This is a genomic window from Verrucosispora sp. WMMD573, from assembly GCF_027497175.1.
Classification (GTDB): Bacteria; Actinomycetota; Actinomycetes; order Mycobacteriales; family Micromonosporaceae; genus Micromonospora.
The window spans coordinates 1,262,559-1,277,876 of the sequence record NZ_CP114901.1 but is presented as its reverse complement, the minus strand read 5'-3'; the positions used below and the strand labels follow the sequence as shown (position 1 = coordinate 1,277,876).

18 protein-coding genes are annotated in these 15,318 nt (G+C 71.0%); 15 read left to right on the top strand and 3 right to left on the bottom strand.

Annotated features, from left to right (window positions below; all coding sequences use genetic code 11):
* Window positions 1-77 precede the first annotated feature (77 nt).
* The 3 genes from O7601_RS05890 to O7601_RS05880 all read right to left on the bottom strand — a co-directional run bounded on the left by O7601_RS05890 (window position 78) and on the right by O7601_RS05880 (window position 1,904).
* The gene (locus O7601_RS05890) at window positions 78-218 is read right to left on the bottom strand and encodes a hypothetical protein (protein WP_281565221.1); all 141 of its coding nucleotides are present in this window, start codon (window positions 216-218) and stop codon (window positions 78-80) included.
* A 133-nt stretch (window positions 219-351) separates the two neighbouring features.
* Window positions 352-612 (bottom strand): type B 50S ribosomal protein L31, encoded by a 261-nt coding sequence (locus O7601_RS05885; RefSeq protein ID WP_281565220.1) that lies wholly within the window; start codon window positions 610-612, stop codon window positions 352-354.
* Window positions 609-1,904, bottom strand: coding sequence for a GTP-binding protein (locus O7601_RS05880; RefSeq protein WP_281565219.1), 1,296 nt, complete (start codon window positions 1,902-1,904; stop codon window positions 609-611). The genes O7601_RS05885 and O7601_RS05880 overlap by 4 nt, the downstream gene beginning before the upstream one ends.
* Before the next feature lie 45 nt (window positions 1,905-1,949).
* On the opposite strand from O7601_RS05880, the gene O7601_RS05875 reads away from it, so the two are divergent.
* From O7601_RS05875 to O7601_RS05805, 15 genes are all read left to right on the top strand, one after another.
* Window positions 1,950-2,078 carry a hypothetical protein gene (locus O7601_RS05875; protein WP_281565218.1) on the top strand — a complete coding sequence of 43 codons (129 nt, stop codon included), beginning with the start codon at window positions 1,950-1,952 and terminating at the stop codon, window positions 2,076-2,078.
* 55 nt (window positions 2,079-2,133) lie between these two features.
* Window positions 2,134-2,370, top strand: a complete 237-nt coding sequence (gene rpmB / locus O7601_RS05870) for a 50S ribosomal protein L28 (RefSeq protein ID WP_281565217.1) — start codon at window positions 2,134-2,136, stop codon at window positions 2,368-2,370.
* Entirely contained in the window at window positions 2,370-2,537 is a 168-nt protein-coding gene (rpmG, locus tag O7601_RS05865) for a 50S ribosomal protein L33 (protein WP_093410686.1), read from the top strand. The genes rpmB and rpmG overlap by 1 nt, the downstream gene beginning before the upstream one ends.
* Window positions 2,537-2,842: a 30S ribosomal protein S14 gene (gene rpsN / locus O7601_RS05860; RefSeq protein WP_281565216.1), complete on the top strand. Its 306-nt coding sequence runs from the start codon at window positions 2,537-2,539 to the stop codon at window positions 2,840-2,842. The genes rpmG and rpsN overlap by 1 nt, the downstream gene beginning before the upstream one ends.
* An 89-nt stretch (window positions 2,843-2,931) precedes the next feature.
* Entirely contained in the window at window positions 2,932-4,404 is a 1,473-nt protein-coding gene (locus tag O7601_RS05855; RefSeq protein WP_281565215.1) for a choice-of-anchor M domain-containing protein, read from the top strand.
* A 129-nt stretch (window positions 4,405-4,533) separates the two neighbouring features.
* On the top strand, window positions 4,534-5,781 hold the full coding sequence (locus tag O7601_RS05850) for a DUF916 domain-containing protein (RefSeq protein ID WP_281565214.1): 1,248 nt from the start codon (window positions 4,534-4,536) through the stop codon (window positions 5,779-5,781).
* A 29-nt stretch (window positions 5,782-5,810) separates the two neighbouring features.
* Window positions 5,811-7,403 (top strand): TIGR03773 family transporter-associated surface protein, encoded by a 1,593-nt coding sequence (locus tag O7601_RS05845; protein WP_281565213.1) that lies wholly within the window; start codon window positions 5,811-5,813, stop codon window positions 7,401-7,403.
* A 44-nt stretch (window positions 7,404-7,447) separates the two neighbouring features.
* A complete protein-coding gene (locus tag O7601_RS05840; protein ID WP_281566808.1) occupies window positions 7,448-8,995 on the top strand; it encodes an anchored repeat ABC transporter, substrate-binding protein in 1,548 nt (515 codons plus the stop codon).
* Window positions 8,995-9,996 carry a choice-of-anchor M domain-containing protein gene (locus O7601_RS05835; RefSeq protein ID WP_281565212.1) on the top strand — a complete coding sequence of 334 codons (1,002 nt, stop codon included), beginning with the start codon at window positions 8,995-8,997 and terminating at the stop codon, window positions 9,994-9,996. The genes O7601_RS05840 and O7601_RS05835 overlap by 1 nt, the downstream gene beginning before the upstream one ends.
* Window positions 9,993-10,736, top strand: coding sequence for an anchored repeat-type ABC transporter ATP-binding subunit (locus O7601_RS05830; RefSeq protein WP_281565211.1), 744 nt, complete (start codon window positions 9,993-9,995; stop codon window positions 10,734-10,736). The genes O7601_RS05835 and O7601_RS05830 overlap by 4 nt, the downstream gene beginning before the upstream one ends.
* Window positions 10,736-11,674, top strand: coding sequence for an anchored repeat-type ABC transporter permease subunit (locus O7601_RS05825; protein WP_281565210.1), 939 nt, complete (start codon window positions 10,736-10,738; stop codon window positions 11,672-11,674). The genes O7601_RS05830 and O7601_RS05825 overlap by 1 nt, the downstream gene beginning before the upstream one ends.
* Window positions 11,675-12,235: 561 nt before the next feature.
* Complete coding sequence (locus O7601_RS05820) at window positions 12,236-12,883, top strand: choice-of-anchor M domain-containing protein (RefSeq protein WP_281565209.1); 648 nt, start codon at window positions 12,236-12,238, stop codon at window positions 12,881-12,883.
* Window positions 12,880-13,533, top strand: a complete 654-nt coding sequence (locus O7601_RS05815) for a choice-of-anchor M domain-containing protein (RefSeq protein ID WP_281565208.1) — start codon at window positions 12,880-12,882, stop codon at window positions 13,531-13,533. Before O7601_RS05820 ends, O7601_RS05815 begins: the two co-directional genes overlap by 4 nt.
* Window positions 13,534-13,972: 439 nt before the next feature.
* Complete coding sequence (locus tag O7601_RS05810; RefSeq protein WP_281565207.1) at window positions 13,973-14,506, top strand: sigma-70 family RNA polymerase sigma factor; 534 nt, start codon at window positions 13,973-13,975, stop codon at window positions 14,504-14,506.
* A complete protein-coding gene (locus O7601_RS05805; protein ID WP_281565206.1) occupies window positions 14,503-15,309 on the top strand; it encodes a zf-HC2 domain-containing protein in 807 nt (268 codons plus the stop codon). The genes O7601_RS05810 and O7601_RS05805 overlap by 4 nt, the downstream gene beginning before the upstream one ends.
* The last annotated feature ends 9 nt before the right edge of the window (window positions 15,310-15,318 follow it).

Here is a 15,318-nt window from a genome sequence, read left to right as displayed (position 1 = left end):
CGGCATCCGGATCTGGCCGCTGATCGTGCTCGAAGCGCGGATGGCAGCAGTCGGAACCGGGGGCGTGGTCATGGCGGTCAGGGGCCTACGCCGAGGTGCACGCTGCGGGCGGAGAGCCGCAACATGTCGTCGCGGTGACCGAGCCACTTCTCGTCGGCCGGGCCGAGGAGGCGGTCCCAGGCGTCGAGGTCGGCGGTGAGCAAACCGGTGGGCCGCAACCGATGTCGCCCGCGAGCCGGTCACCGGGGGCGACCAGCTCGCGGGCGATCGTCAGGTACCAGGCCCGGTACCGCCGTGCGGCGTCAGCCAGTTGTGGCGCCAGCTTGGCCCAGTGGACCTGGCTGTCGGTGTTCATCCGCCCTGTGGTTCGTGGCGGGCGTACTTCCGGCGGAACTTCTCGACGCGGCCGGCGGTGTCGAGCAGGCGTTGCTTGCCGGTCCAGAAGGGGTGGCTGGCAGCGGAGATCTCCACGTCGATGACGGGGTAGGTGTTGCCGTCGGTCCATTCGATGGTCTGGTCGCTGGTGGCGGTGGAGCGGGTGAGGAAGGCGTAGTCGGCGCTCTTGTCGCGGTAGACGACGGGTCGGTATTCGGGGTGGATGCCGGGCTTCATGCGGGTCGTGCTCCTTCTTTGTCGGTGTCGGTTGGTTCCGCCGCGGCGAGGGGGAAGCAGTCGGTGAACGGGTCGGGGTAGGTGCGCCAGGTCTCCTCGCCGTCGGCGAGTTCGGCGTCGGTGAGCAGGCAGTCGGCGAGGGTGCGGTGCAGGTGGACGGGGTCGGTGTCGAGGCCGATGAAGACCAGGTGCTGGTGGCGGTCGCCGTAGTAGGGGTCCCAGTCGAGGGCGGCGGCGAGGCGACGCTGGTCGTCGACGTGTTCCCAGTGGGCTTCGGGCAGGCTGACGAGCCAGTGTCCGAGGGAGCCCATGGCCAGGCCGCCGCCGGCGAACTCCCAGGCGATGACGGTGTCGGGTTGGCTGGCCAGCCAGAGGTGACCTCGGGAGCGGATCATCTCGGCGTTGACGTCTTCGAGGACGTCGTGCAGGCGCTGGGGGTGGAACGGGCGGCGGGCGCGGAAGACGGCGGAGACGACTCCGTAGTCGGGCTCGGGCTCGTGCGCGCCAAGGGTGTAGCCCTGTAGACCGCGGGCGAAGATCCCCGGGGTCTCGGGCCGGTGCCGGTGGGTGTGGCGAAGCTGCCTGGTCAACGTGTCGGCGTCGACTATGTCTCCGTGGACGCGGACCTGCGTCGCCCACGGCGCCATCCGTTGTAGCAGCACCGACAGGCGGCTGGTGTCGTACGTGCCCTCGCGGGACTCGCCCCACAGGACGAGGGTGTCGGCGTACTCGATCTGCCGGACCACGACATCGGCCAACGCCCGGTCGTCGTTGTCGGCGGCCGCGATGCCGAGGGTCTTCAGGTCGTCGGTGCTGGCCAGGCCGTCGAGCAGGTGCTCGGCGTCTACCACGGTGACGTAGGAGTCGACCCGGATCAGGTCGGTGATGGGTGCGCCGTCGACGAGGCAGTGGGCGCAGGCGGCGGCGACGGCTTCCGGTTCGACCACCTCGGGCAGCATCAGCACCAGGTCCTGGCCGGGATGCGTGCGGGTGAGCCGGACGAGGGTCGGTAGCACGTCCTCTCGGAGTGTGCAGGAGACGCAACCGTGCCGCAACGTGACCTGCTCGTCCTCGACAATGCCAGCGCCGGTGCGGACCACCCGCCGGACGAGGCCGTCGCGGATCCCGGCCAGGTCGTGCCGCACCAGCAGCAGCGAGGTGTCGGCGGCGAGCAGTGTGCGGGCGACGGCGAAGGTTGCCGCCGGCCAGAACCCGGACAGCACGGTCAGTGACGGGCGGGTGTCGGCGTCCGCTGTCACGGCGCGGGTCGGTGCCTGTGGTGACGACGACATCGGCTTCCTCTCGACACAGTTGAAAACGATTGTCATTCTAAACGCATGCGAGCCGTCGACGCGAACAGGGATGTGCCGGTGGTGACGACGCTGCGCGGTGTCGGCTATCGCCTGAGCACTGACTGTGCCGTCGAGATCGTCGAGGACCCGGCGCGGATGTGGCCGAACGGTTGATGTAAGACTGAAAACCGTTTTCGTTATCATCATCGTGTTGTGAGGAGTCGTCACTGTGTCCAGACGTTGCGACGTCACCGGCGCGAAGCCGAGTTTCGGCAACGCCGTGTCCCACTCCCATCGGCGCACCCGTCGCCGGTGGAACCCGAACCTGCAGAACCACCGTTACTGGCTGCCGTCGCAGCGGCGGTGGGTCAGCCTCACCCTGACGGCGAAGGCGTTGAAGACCGTGGACCGCAAGGGCATCGAGAAGGTCGTCGCCGAGCTGCGTAGCCGGGGGGTGAAGCTCTGATGGCCCGCCAGACCGATGTCCGGCCGATCGTGCGGCTGCGTAGCACCGCCGGCACCGGCTACACGTACGTCACCCGCAAGAATCGGCGCAACGATCCCGACCGGCTGACCCTGCGCAAGTACGACCCGATCGTGCGCCGCCACGTCGAGTTTCGCGAGGCACGCTGATGGCCAAGAAGAGCCTGGTCAACCGGCAGGCCCGCCGAGAGGAACTGGTCGCCCGGCACACCGAGGCCCGGGCCGGGCTGAAGCGGCTGATCGCCCACCCGGACACCGACCCGGACGTCCGTGCCGAGGCGGTCCGCCGACTCAGTCGGCTGCCGCGCGACTCCAGCCCGGTGCGCCTGCGCGTACGCGACCAGATCGACGGCCGCCCACGTGGGGTGTTGACCCGGTTCGGACTGTCCCGGGTCAGGTTCCGGGAGATGGCGCTGCGTGGCGAGTTGCCGGGCATCCGCAAGGCGTCGTGGTGACGGTTGCCGGCGGAGGCGTTGCCCACCGGCAGGTCTTCCGGGCGCAGGTACCACCGCGCGCAGACGCGCGCGGCGTGGAAAGGGGAGGTATGAAGGCAACACTGAGGGCTCGCGGCTTCGCGGCCCTGGTCGCCGGGGCGGTGGTGGTCGCCGGCACGGCGCTGACGCCCACCGCTGCCTCGGCGGCCGAGAAGGTGGTGCTCTCCAAGGGGCACACCGACGCGGTGGACGTGCACTACACCGACGGCGGACTGTCCCTGAAGGTGCGGGACGACACGGGCAGCCCGGTGGTGATCCGGGATCCGGCGGACGTCACGTTCCAGGTGCTGCCGCAGGCAGCGATGCAGGTCCCGGACGACTCACGGTTCGCGTTCCTCGGCCCGGCCGGCAGCCAGATCTGGCTGCTGCCGATGACCCAGGACCCGGACCTGCTCTGGCCGGGCTGGAACACCACCGAACTCGACTCGGGGGTGTTCGCAGGAAACAAGGTTCGGCTGAGCCTGGTGGGCGTTGAGGGGCCGGGCAATGTCACGCTGTTCACGCAGGACTCGTTCGGCGGTCCGATCATCAAGTTCCGCAGCGACGACGGGCTTCCGGACGCCATCGACGTGCCGGTGCACACGCACGCGCACTCGAACTGGGCGTTCAGCGCCCTGGGCAGCTACACGCTGAAGTTCCAGGCCGACGCGACGTTGGCCGACGGCACCACGCTCAGCACCGGGCCGGTCGACTACTCGTTCGTGGTGGGCGAGCTGTCCGGCGGCGGGCCGGAGGTGAGCCTGTCGGTGAGCGGGATGGCCGACGAGTACCAGCCCAACGACACGGTGACGCTGAACGCGGTGCAGACGCCACAGACGGAGCTGGACCACTACCACTGGTTCAGCAGGTGCCCGGGCGCAGCGGACTGGACGATCGTTCCGGGTGAGGGTGGCGCGAGCTACTCGTTCACCGCGACGCGGGAGCTGAACGCCTGCGAGTACGTGGCGAAGCTCTACGACGACGACCACGCGGTCGTGGCGTCCAGCGAGCCGGTGACCCTGTGGGTGGCGTTCCCACCGCAGGATCCGGGCACGTCGCAGACGATCACCGCGTCGATCGACGAGACGCAGGGCTCGCTGGTGATCAGCGTCAACCCGGACGACCGGGCCGTGGTGCTGCCGCCCGCGCAGCTCAACGCCGCCGGTGACCGGTGGGAGAGCACCGGTGAGTTGCGGCCGGTGACGGTGACCGACACCCGGGCGGGTCAGCCGGGGTGGAGCGCGTCCGGGCAGATCCCGGCGGACTTCGTCGGGCCGGACGGGGCGACGTTCAGCGCTGGCTACCTCGGCTGGACGCCGCGCGTCCTGGCCCAGGCTGACGGGCAGGGCGTGCTACCCGGCCCGGAGGTGGCGCCGTACGTCGTCGGTGTTGGCGGCGGTCTCGGTAACAGCGCGGTGCTGGGCTCGGCGCCGGACGGTGCCGGGCGGGGCACCGCGCAGTTGGACGCGGGCCTGCGGCTGAGCCTGCCCACCGAGACGGCGGCGGGGACCTACACCGCGACCCTGACCCTCACCGCCATCTGATCGCACCAACCCGTCCGGTGGTCGGGCGTCGAGCCTGGCCACCGGACGACCGCGGGGTGGGCGTGTCGTTGCCGCGACCCGCCTGCCCCGCACCTCCCCTCGTACCCCAGGAACGGAATCGTCCCCGCAATGCGCCTGCTCGCCTCCATCGCCGCCGGGATCGCCCTGCTCGGCGCGGCCCCCACGCCATCTGCCTCCGCGCTGGCCGCGCCCGCTCCCTCGACTCCGCCGGCAGCGGACGGGACCTCGCCATCGGCGGAACCCCCTACCGCCGCCGCGACCTGGGGCGTGGCACCGTCGAGCGCGCGTGGGCCGAACGGCCGGCCGGCGTTCAGCTACAAGCTCGATCCGGGCGCCACCCTGACGGACTACGTCGGGGTCACGAACCACTCGAACCGCCCGCTCACCCTGAGCCTCTACGCCAGCGACGCGGTCACCACCACGCAGGGCGGGTTCGATCTGCTGGCCGCCGATCGGAAGCCCACCGACGTGGGCTCGTGGGTCCGCCTGCCGAACAAGACGGTGACCATCCCGTCGACGTCCCGGCTGGACGTACCGTTCACGCTCACCGTTCCGGGCAACGCCACGCCCGGGGACCATGCCGGAGGGATCGTCGCCTCGCTGGCCGGCACCGCCGTCGACGCGCAGGGCAACCAGGTCGCCGTCGACCACCGGGTCGGCGCGCGCATCTACCTGCGGGTCACCGGTGAGCTGCAGCCGACGCTCACCGTCGAAGACCTGCGAGTGCGGCACACCGGCTCGGTCAACCCGCTGGCCGGGGGCACGGTCACCGCCACGTTCACCGTCCGCAACACCGGCAATGTCCGGCTGTCCGGGCAGCCGGTGCTCGGCGTGGCCGGACCGTTCGGCCTGGCCCGGAAGTCCGTGGACGGTGCGGCCCTACCGGAGATTCTGCCCGGCGGCGAGCTGACCACCACCGTACGCATGGCGGGTGTTGCGCCGCTGTTCCGGCTGAGCGCGGACGCGACGGTCACGCCGGCCGCCGTGGGGGACCAGGTCCTCGACCCGCCGCCGCGGGCCGACCCGGCGCAGGCCGTCGTATGGGCGGTGCCCTGGCCGCACCTGGTCCTTCTCGCCCTTCTCGCCCTCGCCGGCTGGGCCCTGGTCGCGGCCCGGCGCCGCCGAGCGGCGCAGCTCGCACGGGCGTTGGCCGCCGCCCGGGAGGAGGGCCGCGCGCAGGCCGGCCCGGCACCGGACGGCCAGGACGCCACGGTGGCCGCCGACGAGCGGCCTCCCGTCACCCGCGGCACCGGGCCGGCACCCGACGACCGCCCGACACCGGACATCGAACGTCCCGGCCCGGAACACGACGACCGACTGTCCACCATCGACCGCACGGGGAAGGACGAGAAGTGACTCGGCTACGCCTGGGGGAGCGACCCTCCATGAGGATGAGAAGTAGGCGCGTCGGCGCCGCGAGCCTGGCCGCCGTCGTGCTGGCACTGACCCCCGCGGTAGCGCCGGCCGCCGTCACCCCAGCCGCCGCCGCACCGGCCGCCGTCACCTCAGCCGGCGCCGACCTGGTCTCCGTCGCGCTCGACGGCGACGCGATGTCGCTGCGCTTCCGGGACGCCGCGCAGGTGGCCGGCGGCGCGGCCGGGCGCGACCCGGCCGAGGTGGTGCTCGGGCCGGAGGGCGGCCTGGCCGGCCGGGTGCCGGCCGGACCGGCCTTCGCCTTCCTCGGGAAGCCGGGCCACGCCGTGTGGGCACTGTCCGCCGGTGACACCGGGTTTCCGTCCCTGGACACCACCGGGGTACGCTCCGGCGTCGTCGTCGACGACCGGGTGACCCTGACGCTGGGCTCGGTCGAGGGGCCGGGGACGTTCACCGCGTACACCCTGTCCGGCCTCGGCGCGGCGACCCCGCTGTTCGGCAACGGTGCCGACCTGCCGCGGTCGACGCAGCTACCGGCGGGCAGGCGTACGGATGGTGTGGTGTGGGCCTTCGACGCGGCGGGGGAGTACCGGTTCACCTTGACCGGCGCGGCCGCCCTGCGCTCGGGTGAGACGGTGCGTGCCGAGGCGACGTACCGGGTGCACGTGCCGGCGATCGAGCCGGCCGAGCCAGCGGTGCCCGCACCGATGAAGCAGGCGGCGCAACCGCGCGCCGAGGCAGCCGAGGCGCTCGCCGCGCCGAAGCCCGCCGCCGCGCCGAAGCCGGCTGCCGCACCGAAGGCAGCGGCCGTGCCGCAGGCGGCGAAAGCCGCTGCCGGTGCTCGTCAGGTGATCGCCGACGGGCACGTCGACATGGGCCCGAATCTGTCCGGGGACAGCTGGACGATCCGGATCAAGGACGACCGGTCCAGCCCTCCGGTCTGGCGGGAGACCGCCGACGTGGTGCTGCACGCCAAGGACAAGGCGAAGATCACGGTACCCGCCGGGGCGGACTTCCTCGGTAGGCCGGGCGACACCGTGTGGGTGCTGCCGCAGACCCAGCAGGCGGGTCTCGTCTGGCCGGGCTGGAACACCCAGCACGCGTCCGTCGTGTCGGGCATCAAGGGCAACGTCACCTGGACGCTCAAGGGCGTCAACGGGCCCGGCCGGTTCGCTCTGTTCCTGACCGGCTCGTTCGGCAAGGCCGAGGTGCTGTTCGACTCGACCAAGCCGTTCCCGCAGAAGCTGGACATCCCGCTCAACACCCACACGCACGGCAACTGGGCATTCGGCAAGCCCGGTCTGTACCGCCTCGCGGTGCAGATGAGCGGCACCACCACCGCCGGCAAGGCGGTCACCGACACGAAGACGCTCACGATCGCCGTCGGCGACAGCACCGACCCGAACGCCGGCTTCGGGCCCGGCTCCGGCTCCACCGGCGGTGGCAACGGCGACGACGGTGCGGATCAGGGCGGCGGTGGCCCGCTGCCGCGTACCGGCGCCGGCTGGGTGCTGACGGCCGGGGCGCTCGGCGTCGTCCTCGTCGCGGTGGGAACCCTGCTGTTGCTGCTGGTCCGTCGCCGCTCCGCCACCCCGGCCGGGTGACGGCGGTGGCGAGGACCGGCAGCCGCCGCGTCGGCGCGCGGCGGCTGGTCGTGCTGCCGCTGGTGGCCGCGTTGCTCGCCGGCGGCTGCCGGTCGGAGGTGGCGTTGAGCTCGCACGACCAGCGGGTCCAGGTTCTGACGACCACCGGGATCCTGCGGGACCTGGCCCACAACGTGGGCGGCGACCGGGTGCGGGTCACCTCGATGGTGCCGGACGGTGCCGATCCGCACAGCTACGAGCCGTCGCTGCGGGACATCCGCGACGTCGTCTACGCCGACGTGGCGTTCAGCAACTACCTCCTCCTGGAGGAGCAGGCCGTCATCAAGGCGCTGGACGCCAACCTGCGTGACGGCGTACCGAACGTCTCGCTGGCCGAGGGGTCGGTGAAGTACGCGGCGGAGATCATTCCGCTGGTCGAGGACGTGTCGCTGGACACCATCTGGCTGGGCATGCGGGTGCGCGGCACCGGCGCGGCACTGGGCGCGAACCGGTCCTCGGAGGTGCTGCTCAGCGCGACCGGCGCGGACGGGCCCGGTCGGATGCTCGCGTACCTGACCGAGTCGTTCGGCAACCCGTCGTTCTACGTCGACTCCGGCGACGGGTTCGACCCCACCAACGGCTACCGGGACGACACCGCGACGCTTCCACCGGACGCACACACCCACATGAGCTGGGCGTTCACCGAACCGGGTGTCTACCGGCTGACGATGCAGGCGCGGCTGGCCGCCGACCCGCAGTCGGCACCCGTCCCCATGGGCGAGCAGAGCTTCACCTTCGCCGTCGGCGTGGATCCGCACTCGGTGCCGGGCATGTCGGAGGTACTGAGCGGCGGGCACGCCGACGTCACGGTCGACCTCGACCAGCGGCGGCTCTACCTGCTCGCCGACCCGGAGGGCGGCGGCGAGGCGACCCAACGGGTGCACGACCCGGCGCGCACCGTCATCGAGGTGCCGAACAAGGCGCTGCTGGAGGTGCCCGGCGACCGGCGGTTCCGGTTCCTCGGTCGACCCGGCACCCAGGTCTACCAGCTGCCGCAGGCGGTTCTCGGCAAGCACGTGCACGGGGAGATCGACCCGCACCTGTGGCAGAACGTCCGCAACGCCATCGCCTACGTGCAGCTGATCCGGGACACCCTGATCGGCGTGGACCCTGACGGTGCCGCCGACTACCGGGCGAACGCCTCGGCTTACCTGCGGGAGCTGGAGGAGCTCGACACGTACGTCCGGGACACCATCGCGCAGATCCCACCGTCGCGGCGGCACCTGGTCACCACGCACGACGCGTTCGGCTATCTGGGCAAGGCGTACGGGGTGCAGATCTCCGGCTTCGTCACGCCCAACCCGGCCGCCGAGCCGAGCCTGGCCGACCGTCGCCGGCTCACCGAGACGATCCGCAACCTGAAGATCCCCGCCGTCTTTATGGAGCCGAACCTGGCGGCCCGGTCCGCCACGCTGACCGAGGTGGCCCGGGAAGAGGACCTGCGGGTGTGCCCGATCTACGGCGACGCGTTCGACCGCGACGTCACCACCTACGCGGAGATGATGCGGTTCAACGCCGAATCGCTGCGCGACTGCCTGACCACGAACAAGTGATGGAGGAACCAGTGTTGGCAGGACGGGCGCGCCGCACCCGCGCTACCACAGTCATCCTGCGCGGCGCGCTCGCGACGTCGATCGGGTTGGCGACGGCTCAGGCCCTGGCACCAGCCCCGGCGCGGGCGGCCGAGCCGACGCCGAACCTCAGCCAGTCGATCGCGGCCGACCAGCCCCTCGCCACCGGCCGGGTGGAGCTGTCCGCCGGACACATCGACATCGGTCCTCGCTACGTCGATGACAGGTGGACCCTGCTGATCCACGACGGCACCCAGGCGCAACCGGTGTGGCGTGACCCCGACGACACGCTGTTGCGGGTGTCCGACGCCGCGCTGCAGACGGTGCCGGACGACCCCGCGTACGCCTTCCTCGGCATTGCGGCCGGCCAGCAGGCGTACGTGGTGCCGCAGGTCCAGGACCAGGATGTCGTCTGGCTCGGCTGGAACACCCAGGATCCCCGGGTGATGCAGACCATCGACCGGGGTGTCACCCTGACCCTGCTCGGCGTGCGCGGTCCAGGAACCCTCACGACCTACCTGCAGTCGGGCAACTTCGCGCCGCCGCAGCCGCTGTGGCGGTCGGCCGAGTCGACGGCCCAGCCCTTCTGGGTCGAGGTCAACACCCACACCCATGCCAACTGGGTCTTCTCCGCACCGGGTGTCTACCTCGTCGCGGTGCAGGTGTCGGCCGACCTGGTCAACGGGGAGAGCGTCTCGGCAACCCGCACGCTGCGCTTCGCGGTGGGGGACGCCACCAGCGCCGACGAGGCATTTGCCGCCACCGCGGACATCCCGGTGCCAGATGGTCAGGAGCCGCCCGGCGAGGACCCGGCCGAAACCGACGATGGGGCCGGTGGTTCCCAGACGCTCCTGGTCACGGCGCTGGCCGGAACTGCCGTCGCGCTCGTTGTCGGTCTGGTCGTTCTCCTGCTGCGCGGACGCGGTGCCAAACGGCGGGCCGAGCAGGAACGCGCCGCCGCGTCATCGGAGGGCCAGCGGTGAGAGCACTGGAGATCGACCGGCTGGACGTGGACCTCGGCGGCCGGCCGGTCCTGCGGAACATCCGCCTGCACCTGGATCGGGGTGAGCTGGTCGGGCTGTTGGGGCCCAACGGCGCCGGCAAGACCACCCTGCTGCGCGCCATCCTGGCGTTGACCGGCACCCGCGCCGGTCGGGTGCTGGTGGAGGGCAAGCCGTCACGTCCCGGCCGCTCCGAGATCGGCTACGTGCCGCAGCGCCACGAGTTCACCTGGGATTTTCCCATCTCCGTGGAGCAGGCCGTGATGAGCGGCCGGACCGGCCGCCTCGGGCTGCTCCGCCGCCCGGGCGTCGCAGACTGGCGGGCCGTCGGCGACGCCCTGGACCGCGTACAGCTCACCGAACTGCGCCGGCGGCCGGTCGGCGAGTTGTCCGGTGGGCAACGACAACGCGTCCTGGTCGCCCGGGCTCTCGCTCTCGCGCCGCGCATCCTGCTGCTCGACGAGCCGTTCACCGGCCTGGACATGCCCACCCAGGAACTGCTGGGCCAGCTGTTCACCAGCCTGGCCGGTGAGGGACACGCGGTGCTGATGACCACCCACGACCTCGTCGCCGCGGTGGACACCTGCACCCGACTGGTCCTGCTCAACGGCCGGATCATCGCCGACGGCCGTCCGGCGGAACTGCAGGACGCCGAGCTGTGGACCAAGACGTTCGGGGTGAGCGAGACCTCCCCGCTGCTGAAACTCGTGAGGGCGACCTGATGTCGATCACCGACTTCCTCACCGACCTGTTCAACCCCGACCTCGCGTTCCTGCCCAAGGCGCTGGCGATCGCGGTGATGTCCAGCATCGTCTGCGGCGTCGTCGGCTGCTACGTCGTCCTGCGGGGGATGGCCTTCATCGGCGACGCCGTGGCCCACGCCGTCTTCCCCGGCGTCGCGGTCGCCTTCGTCCTGCAGGGCAGCCTGGTCCTCGGCGGCGCCGTCGCCGGCGTCGCCACCGCCCTGCTGATCGCGATCTTCTCGCAGAACCGGCGCGTCAAGGAAGACTCGATCATCGGGGTCTTCCTGGTGGGCGCGTTCGCCCTCGGCATCGTGATCATCTCGCAGGCCCCCGGATACGCCGGATCGCTGCAGCAGTTCCTGTTCGGCTCGATCACCGGCATCCCGGACCGGGACCTCTACGTCGTCGGCGGCACCGGCCTGGTCATCCTCGGCCTGGTGCTCGCCCTGCACAAGGAGTTCGTCTCCGTCTGTCTGGACCGGGAGATGTCCCGCGCCATGGGGCTGCCGGTCTTCTGGCTCGACATCGTGCTCTACGTGCTGGTCACCCTGGCCGTGGTGATCTCTTTGCAGACCATCGGCACCATCCTCGTCCTCGCGCTGTTGATCACCCCCGCCGCGGCGGCCCGCCTGCTCACCGACCGACTCGGCGTGATGATGCTGCTCGCCCCGACAATCGGCGGCACCTCGGCGCTCGTCGGGCTGTACCTGTCCTGGAGCTACGACACCCCCGTCGGCGGCACCATCGTCCTGGCAACCACGACCGTCTTCCTCGCCGCCTGGCTGCTCGCCCCACGCCACGGCCTGCTGACCACACGGTGGCGACGTGCGAATGAGCAGGGACCGGCTGACCTCACCCGACCCGCGCCGCCGCCCGACCTAGCGCACTCACCGGACCCGTCACCGGCGGTGCGCTAGACGACTCCAGACGTCGAGGACAGGCCAGCCACCATTTCGATGGTCCGCTGAGGGGCGTGGTACCTCCGGTGGGCGGATCAGTGGAGACGTGGCGGCCTCGGTTACGAGGCCGCCACGTCGGCACGAGCGCCGCCTCGCAGGCGACCCCGGCGGCGGGCCATCACCAGCACCTGTACGCCCATCCTTCGGGCGGAGGTGCACCACCGTGCCTGCAGTGGTCCAGATGCGTCGAGGCATATGTGCAGTGCTGTCGGGGCGATGCGGCAGCCCTGTCGCAGCCGTGCGAGCGACGCTGACGTCGCGGCGGCCGACGAACGCGGAACTGTGCGCGGGTCGGGGCGTGTCCGACGGTGAGGACGGCGCATCAGCCGCGCCAATCACGAAAGGCGTCGCCGTCCCTGCTGTCGGTCGGGTTGACCGTGGCCGACGGCGTGACCGAAGCCCGCACTGCGCTGGTGCCTCCGTGACGCACTCCACCGCTTAGCCCTTCCCTATGTTGTCCGTAACGACTACCGTTTTCATTAGCTGTGGTCCACAGGGGACCACGGGAAGGAGTTCTCTGTGCGCAAGCCCATCCGCCTGCTGCTCGCCTCCGGCGCGGCGACCGCGGCGCTGCTCGCGGTAGCGCCGCCGGCGCAGGCATCCGTGGTGACGTTCAGCTCCGGACACCTCGACCTGGTCGACATCGCCTACGAGGCCGACGAACTGGAGTTCGGCGTCCACGACGAGGACAACGACGTCGAGTACGCCACCGACGACGTCAAGATCGTCGTCAAGCGGCAGGCCAAGGTCACCGTCCCGCACGATCCCGCCTTCGGCTTCCTCGGCACCCCTGGCGTGTCGAAGGTGTGGATCCTGCCCGAGATCCAGAACACAAACCTCGTCTGGCCCGGCATCGCCGCCGAGGAGGTCGAGGCAGGCGTATTCACCGGCGATGCGCTCACCCTCAAACTGCAGTCGGTCAGCGGTCCCGGCCAACTCGCCATCTACACCGAGAACGCCGTCGGGCAGCCGACCGTCCTTGCCGACAGCGGCGATGGCCTGCCCGACACCATCGGCCTGACCGCCGGCGACCACCTGCACGCCAACTGGGCCTTCGACCGCGCCGGCACCTACTGCCTCACCTTCCGCGCCACGGGCATTCTCGCTGCCACCGGGCAGCAGGTCACCAGCGAGCCGGCCACCCTCCGCGTCGTGGTCAGGGCGTGATCGCCATGCGTACCCGCAACCGTCTCCTCGCCGGCCTTACCCTGACCGCCGCCCTGCTCGCTGGCGGCGCCATCCCCGCTGTCGCGGCGCCGATCGTGCTGTCCAGCGGCCACGTCGACGTCATCGACGTCGACTACGCCGGCGGCGCGCTGACCGTCAACCTGCTCGACGACACCGTCAGCCCGTCGGTCGAGCGCAACCCCGCCGACGTCGTCCTGCGCGTCCCCAACACCGCCAAGCTCACCGTGCCCGGCGGTAGCTCCTGGTCGTTCCTCGGCACGGGCGGTCAGGCGTGGGTATTGCCGCAGAGCAACACCACCGGTCTGCTCTGGGCCGGCTGGAACACCACCGAGGTGCCCAGCGGCGTCCTTCAGAACAACCGCGTCACCTTCAAACTCACAAACGTCACCGGCCCGGCCGGCTTCAGCGTTTACACCGTCTCCGGCGGCACCCCGACCGTGTTGTTCGACAGCGGCAACGGCCTACCCGACAGCCTCAACGTCAACCGCAACACCCACGCCCACGTCAACTGGGGCTTCGACGCCGCCGGCATCTACACCGTCACCTTCGAAGTCACCGGCAAACTCGCCTCCAACGGTGTCACCATCAGTTCGGGTGCCAAAACCTGGACCTTCGAGGTCCTCCCCTGACCACCGCAAATCCGTAGTAGTCGAAATACCGATGTCCGCCGAGGTGGGGGGTGCCTGCGAAGCGGCGGACCCGGCCGGCGCGAGCCCACGCCCACCCGGGCCTAGTTGAGTCGGCCTGGAGCGCGGTGTCAGCGTTGCTGTTGATCCGTTTCTCCAGGCCGCTCGCCGAACCCGCCGTGCGCCATGGGCGTGCAAGATCAAGAGGGTCTGGCCTGCGGAGACGCTGGTCAGGCCCAGATCGCCCGCCTTCTGGAGCGGCCAGCACGAGTCGAGCGTTGGAATTCTGCACAGTCCGAACCAGCCCCAGAACGGAGTGACCTCGTGCTCGCCCGGGCGGCGTTCGAGGGGACAGCGGGCGAAGGAATTACCCTATCCGGCCGGGGCTACGCAGGGTGCCCGTGACGAGAACCTGATCTTGACGGTTGGCGTCTGTATGGACGTGAGGGAAGACGAAGGGGAGTTGCTGCGGCGGATCGCGCGTGGCGATGGCGCGGCGTTCGACGAACTTTACCGCCGGACGTCTCCGTGGTTGCTCGTCCGTCTCCGCCGTCGCTGCGCCGACGACGACCTGATCGCTGAGGTCCTCCAGGAGACATATCTCGCGGTGTGGCGGGCCGCCGACTCCTACGCGGGCACGAGCGCCGGTAGCGCGGTCGGCTGGCTGTGGTCGATCGCCGCGCGGCGGCTCGTCGACGGATTTCGGCGACGCGCGAGGGATTCCCAGGCGGTGCCGCTGCCGATGGCGCTGGAGGACTCGCCTGCGGCGGAGGATGTGGTGCTGGCCGGCGCGATCGGCGACGACATGGGTGATGCGCTGCGCCGGCTGGCACCGGAGCTGCGCCAGGTGCTGCACGCCCTGGTGTTGGACGGACTTTCGGTCCGGGAAACCGCGCTCATGCTCGGTCTTCCCGAGGGAACGGTGAAGACTCGCGCCCGCCGTGCGCGACTGGCACTGCGGGAGGCGTTGTCGTGAACGCACACATCCCGGTCGGGGCATTGGGTCGCTACGCCGCCGGTGATCCGGGCATGGCACCGGACGTCCTGTGGGCGGTAGAGACGCACCTGGAGCAATGTGCCGACTGCCGGAGTCGGCTGGCCGACGCCAGCGACGGTGACACGATGGCGCTGTTGGCCGCCGTCTGGGTGAAGGTGGACGCGGCGATGTCCGCCGCCGAGCCGGCGACAGTCCGACGCCGGTGGATGCCTGCGCGGTCCGCCCGGTGGGTGACGCCGGTGTTCGTTCCCTGGCTCGTGACGACGGTGCTGGTGGTGCTGGTCGCGCTCGGGTTCGACCTGGCGGTCGCCGGCCGGGCTGCGGCACCGCCGTCGCTGGTGGTGCTCCTGGCTCCGGTCGCGCCGCTACTCGGGGTCGCCACCGCCTGGACCCGGCGGCTCGATCCGGCCCACGAACTGGTCGTCGCGACCGCCCGGGCCGGTCTCGGGATGGTGCTGCGACGAACCCTGGTCGTGCTCGTGGTGGTGATCCCGGTGCTGGCGGTGGCCGGTTGGCTGGTCGGCGCATCCCCGGCGCGTTGGTTGATGCCCTGCCTGGCGTTCACCGCGTGTGCGCTGGCGCTCGGCAAGGTCGTCGGCCTGCCGAGGGCGGCGTGGGGCCTGGCGTTGCTCTGGGCCACGGTGGCCGTCGGACCGAGCATCGTCACCGCCCGGCTGCCGGTACTGCTGACCGAGGCCGCCCTGCCGGGCTGGGCGGCGCTGACCGTGGTGGTGGCTCTCGTCCTCCTGCCTCGTCGCAGTCGTTACGCGGAGCTCCGATGAGAAGAAGGT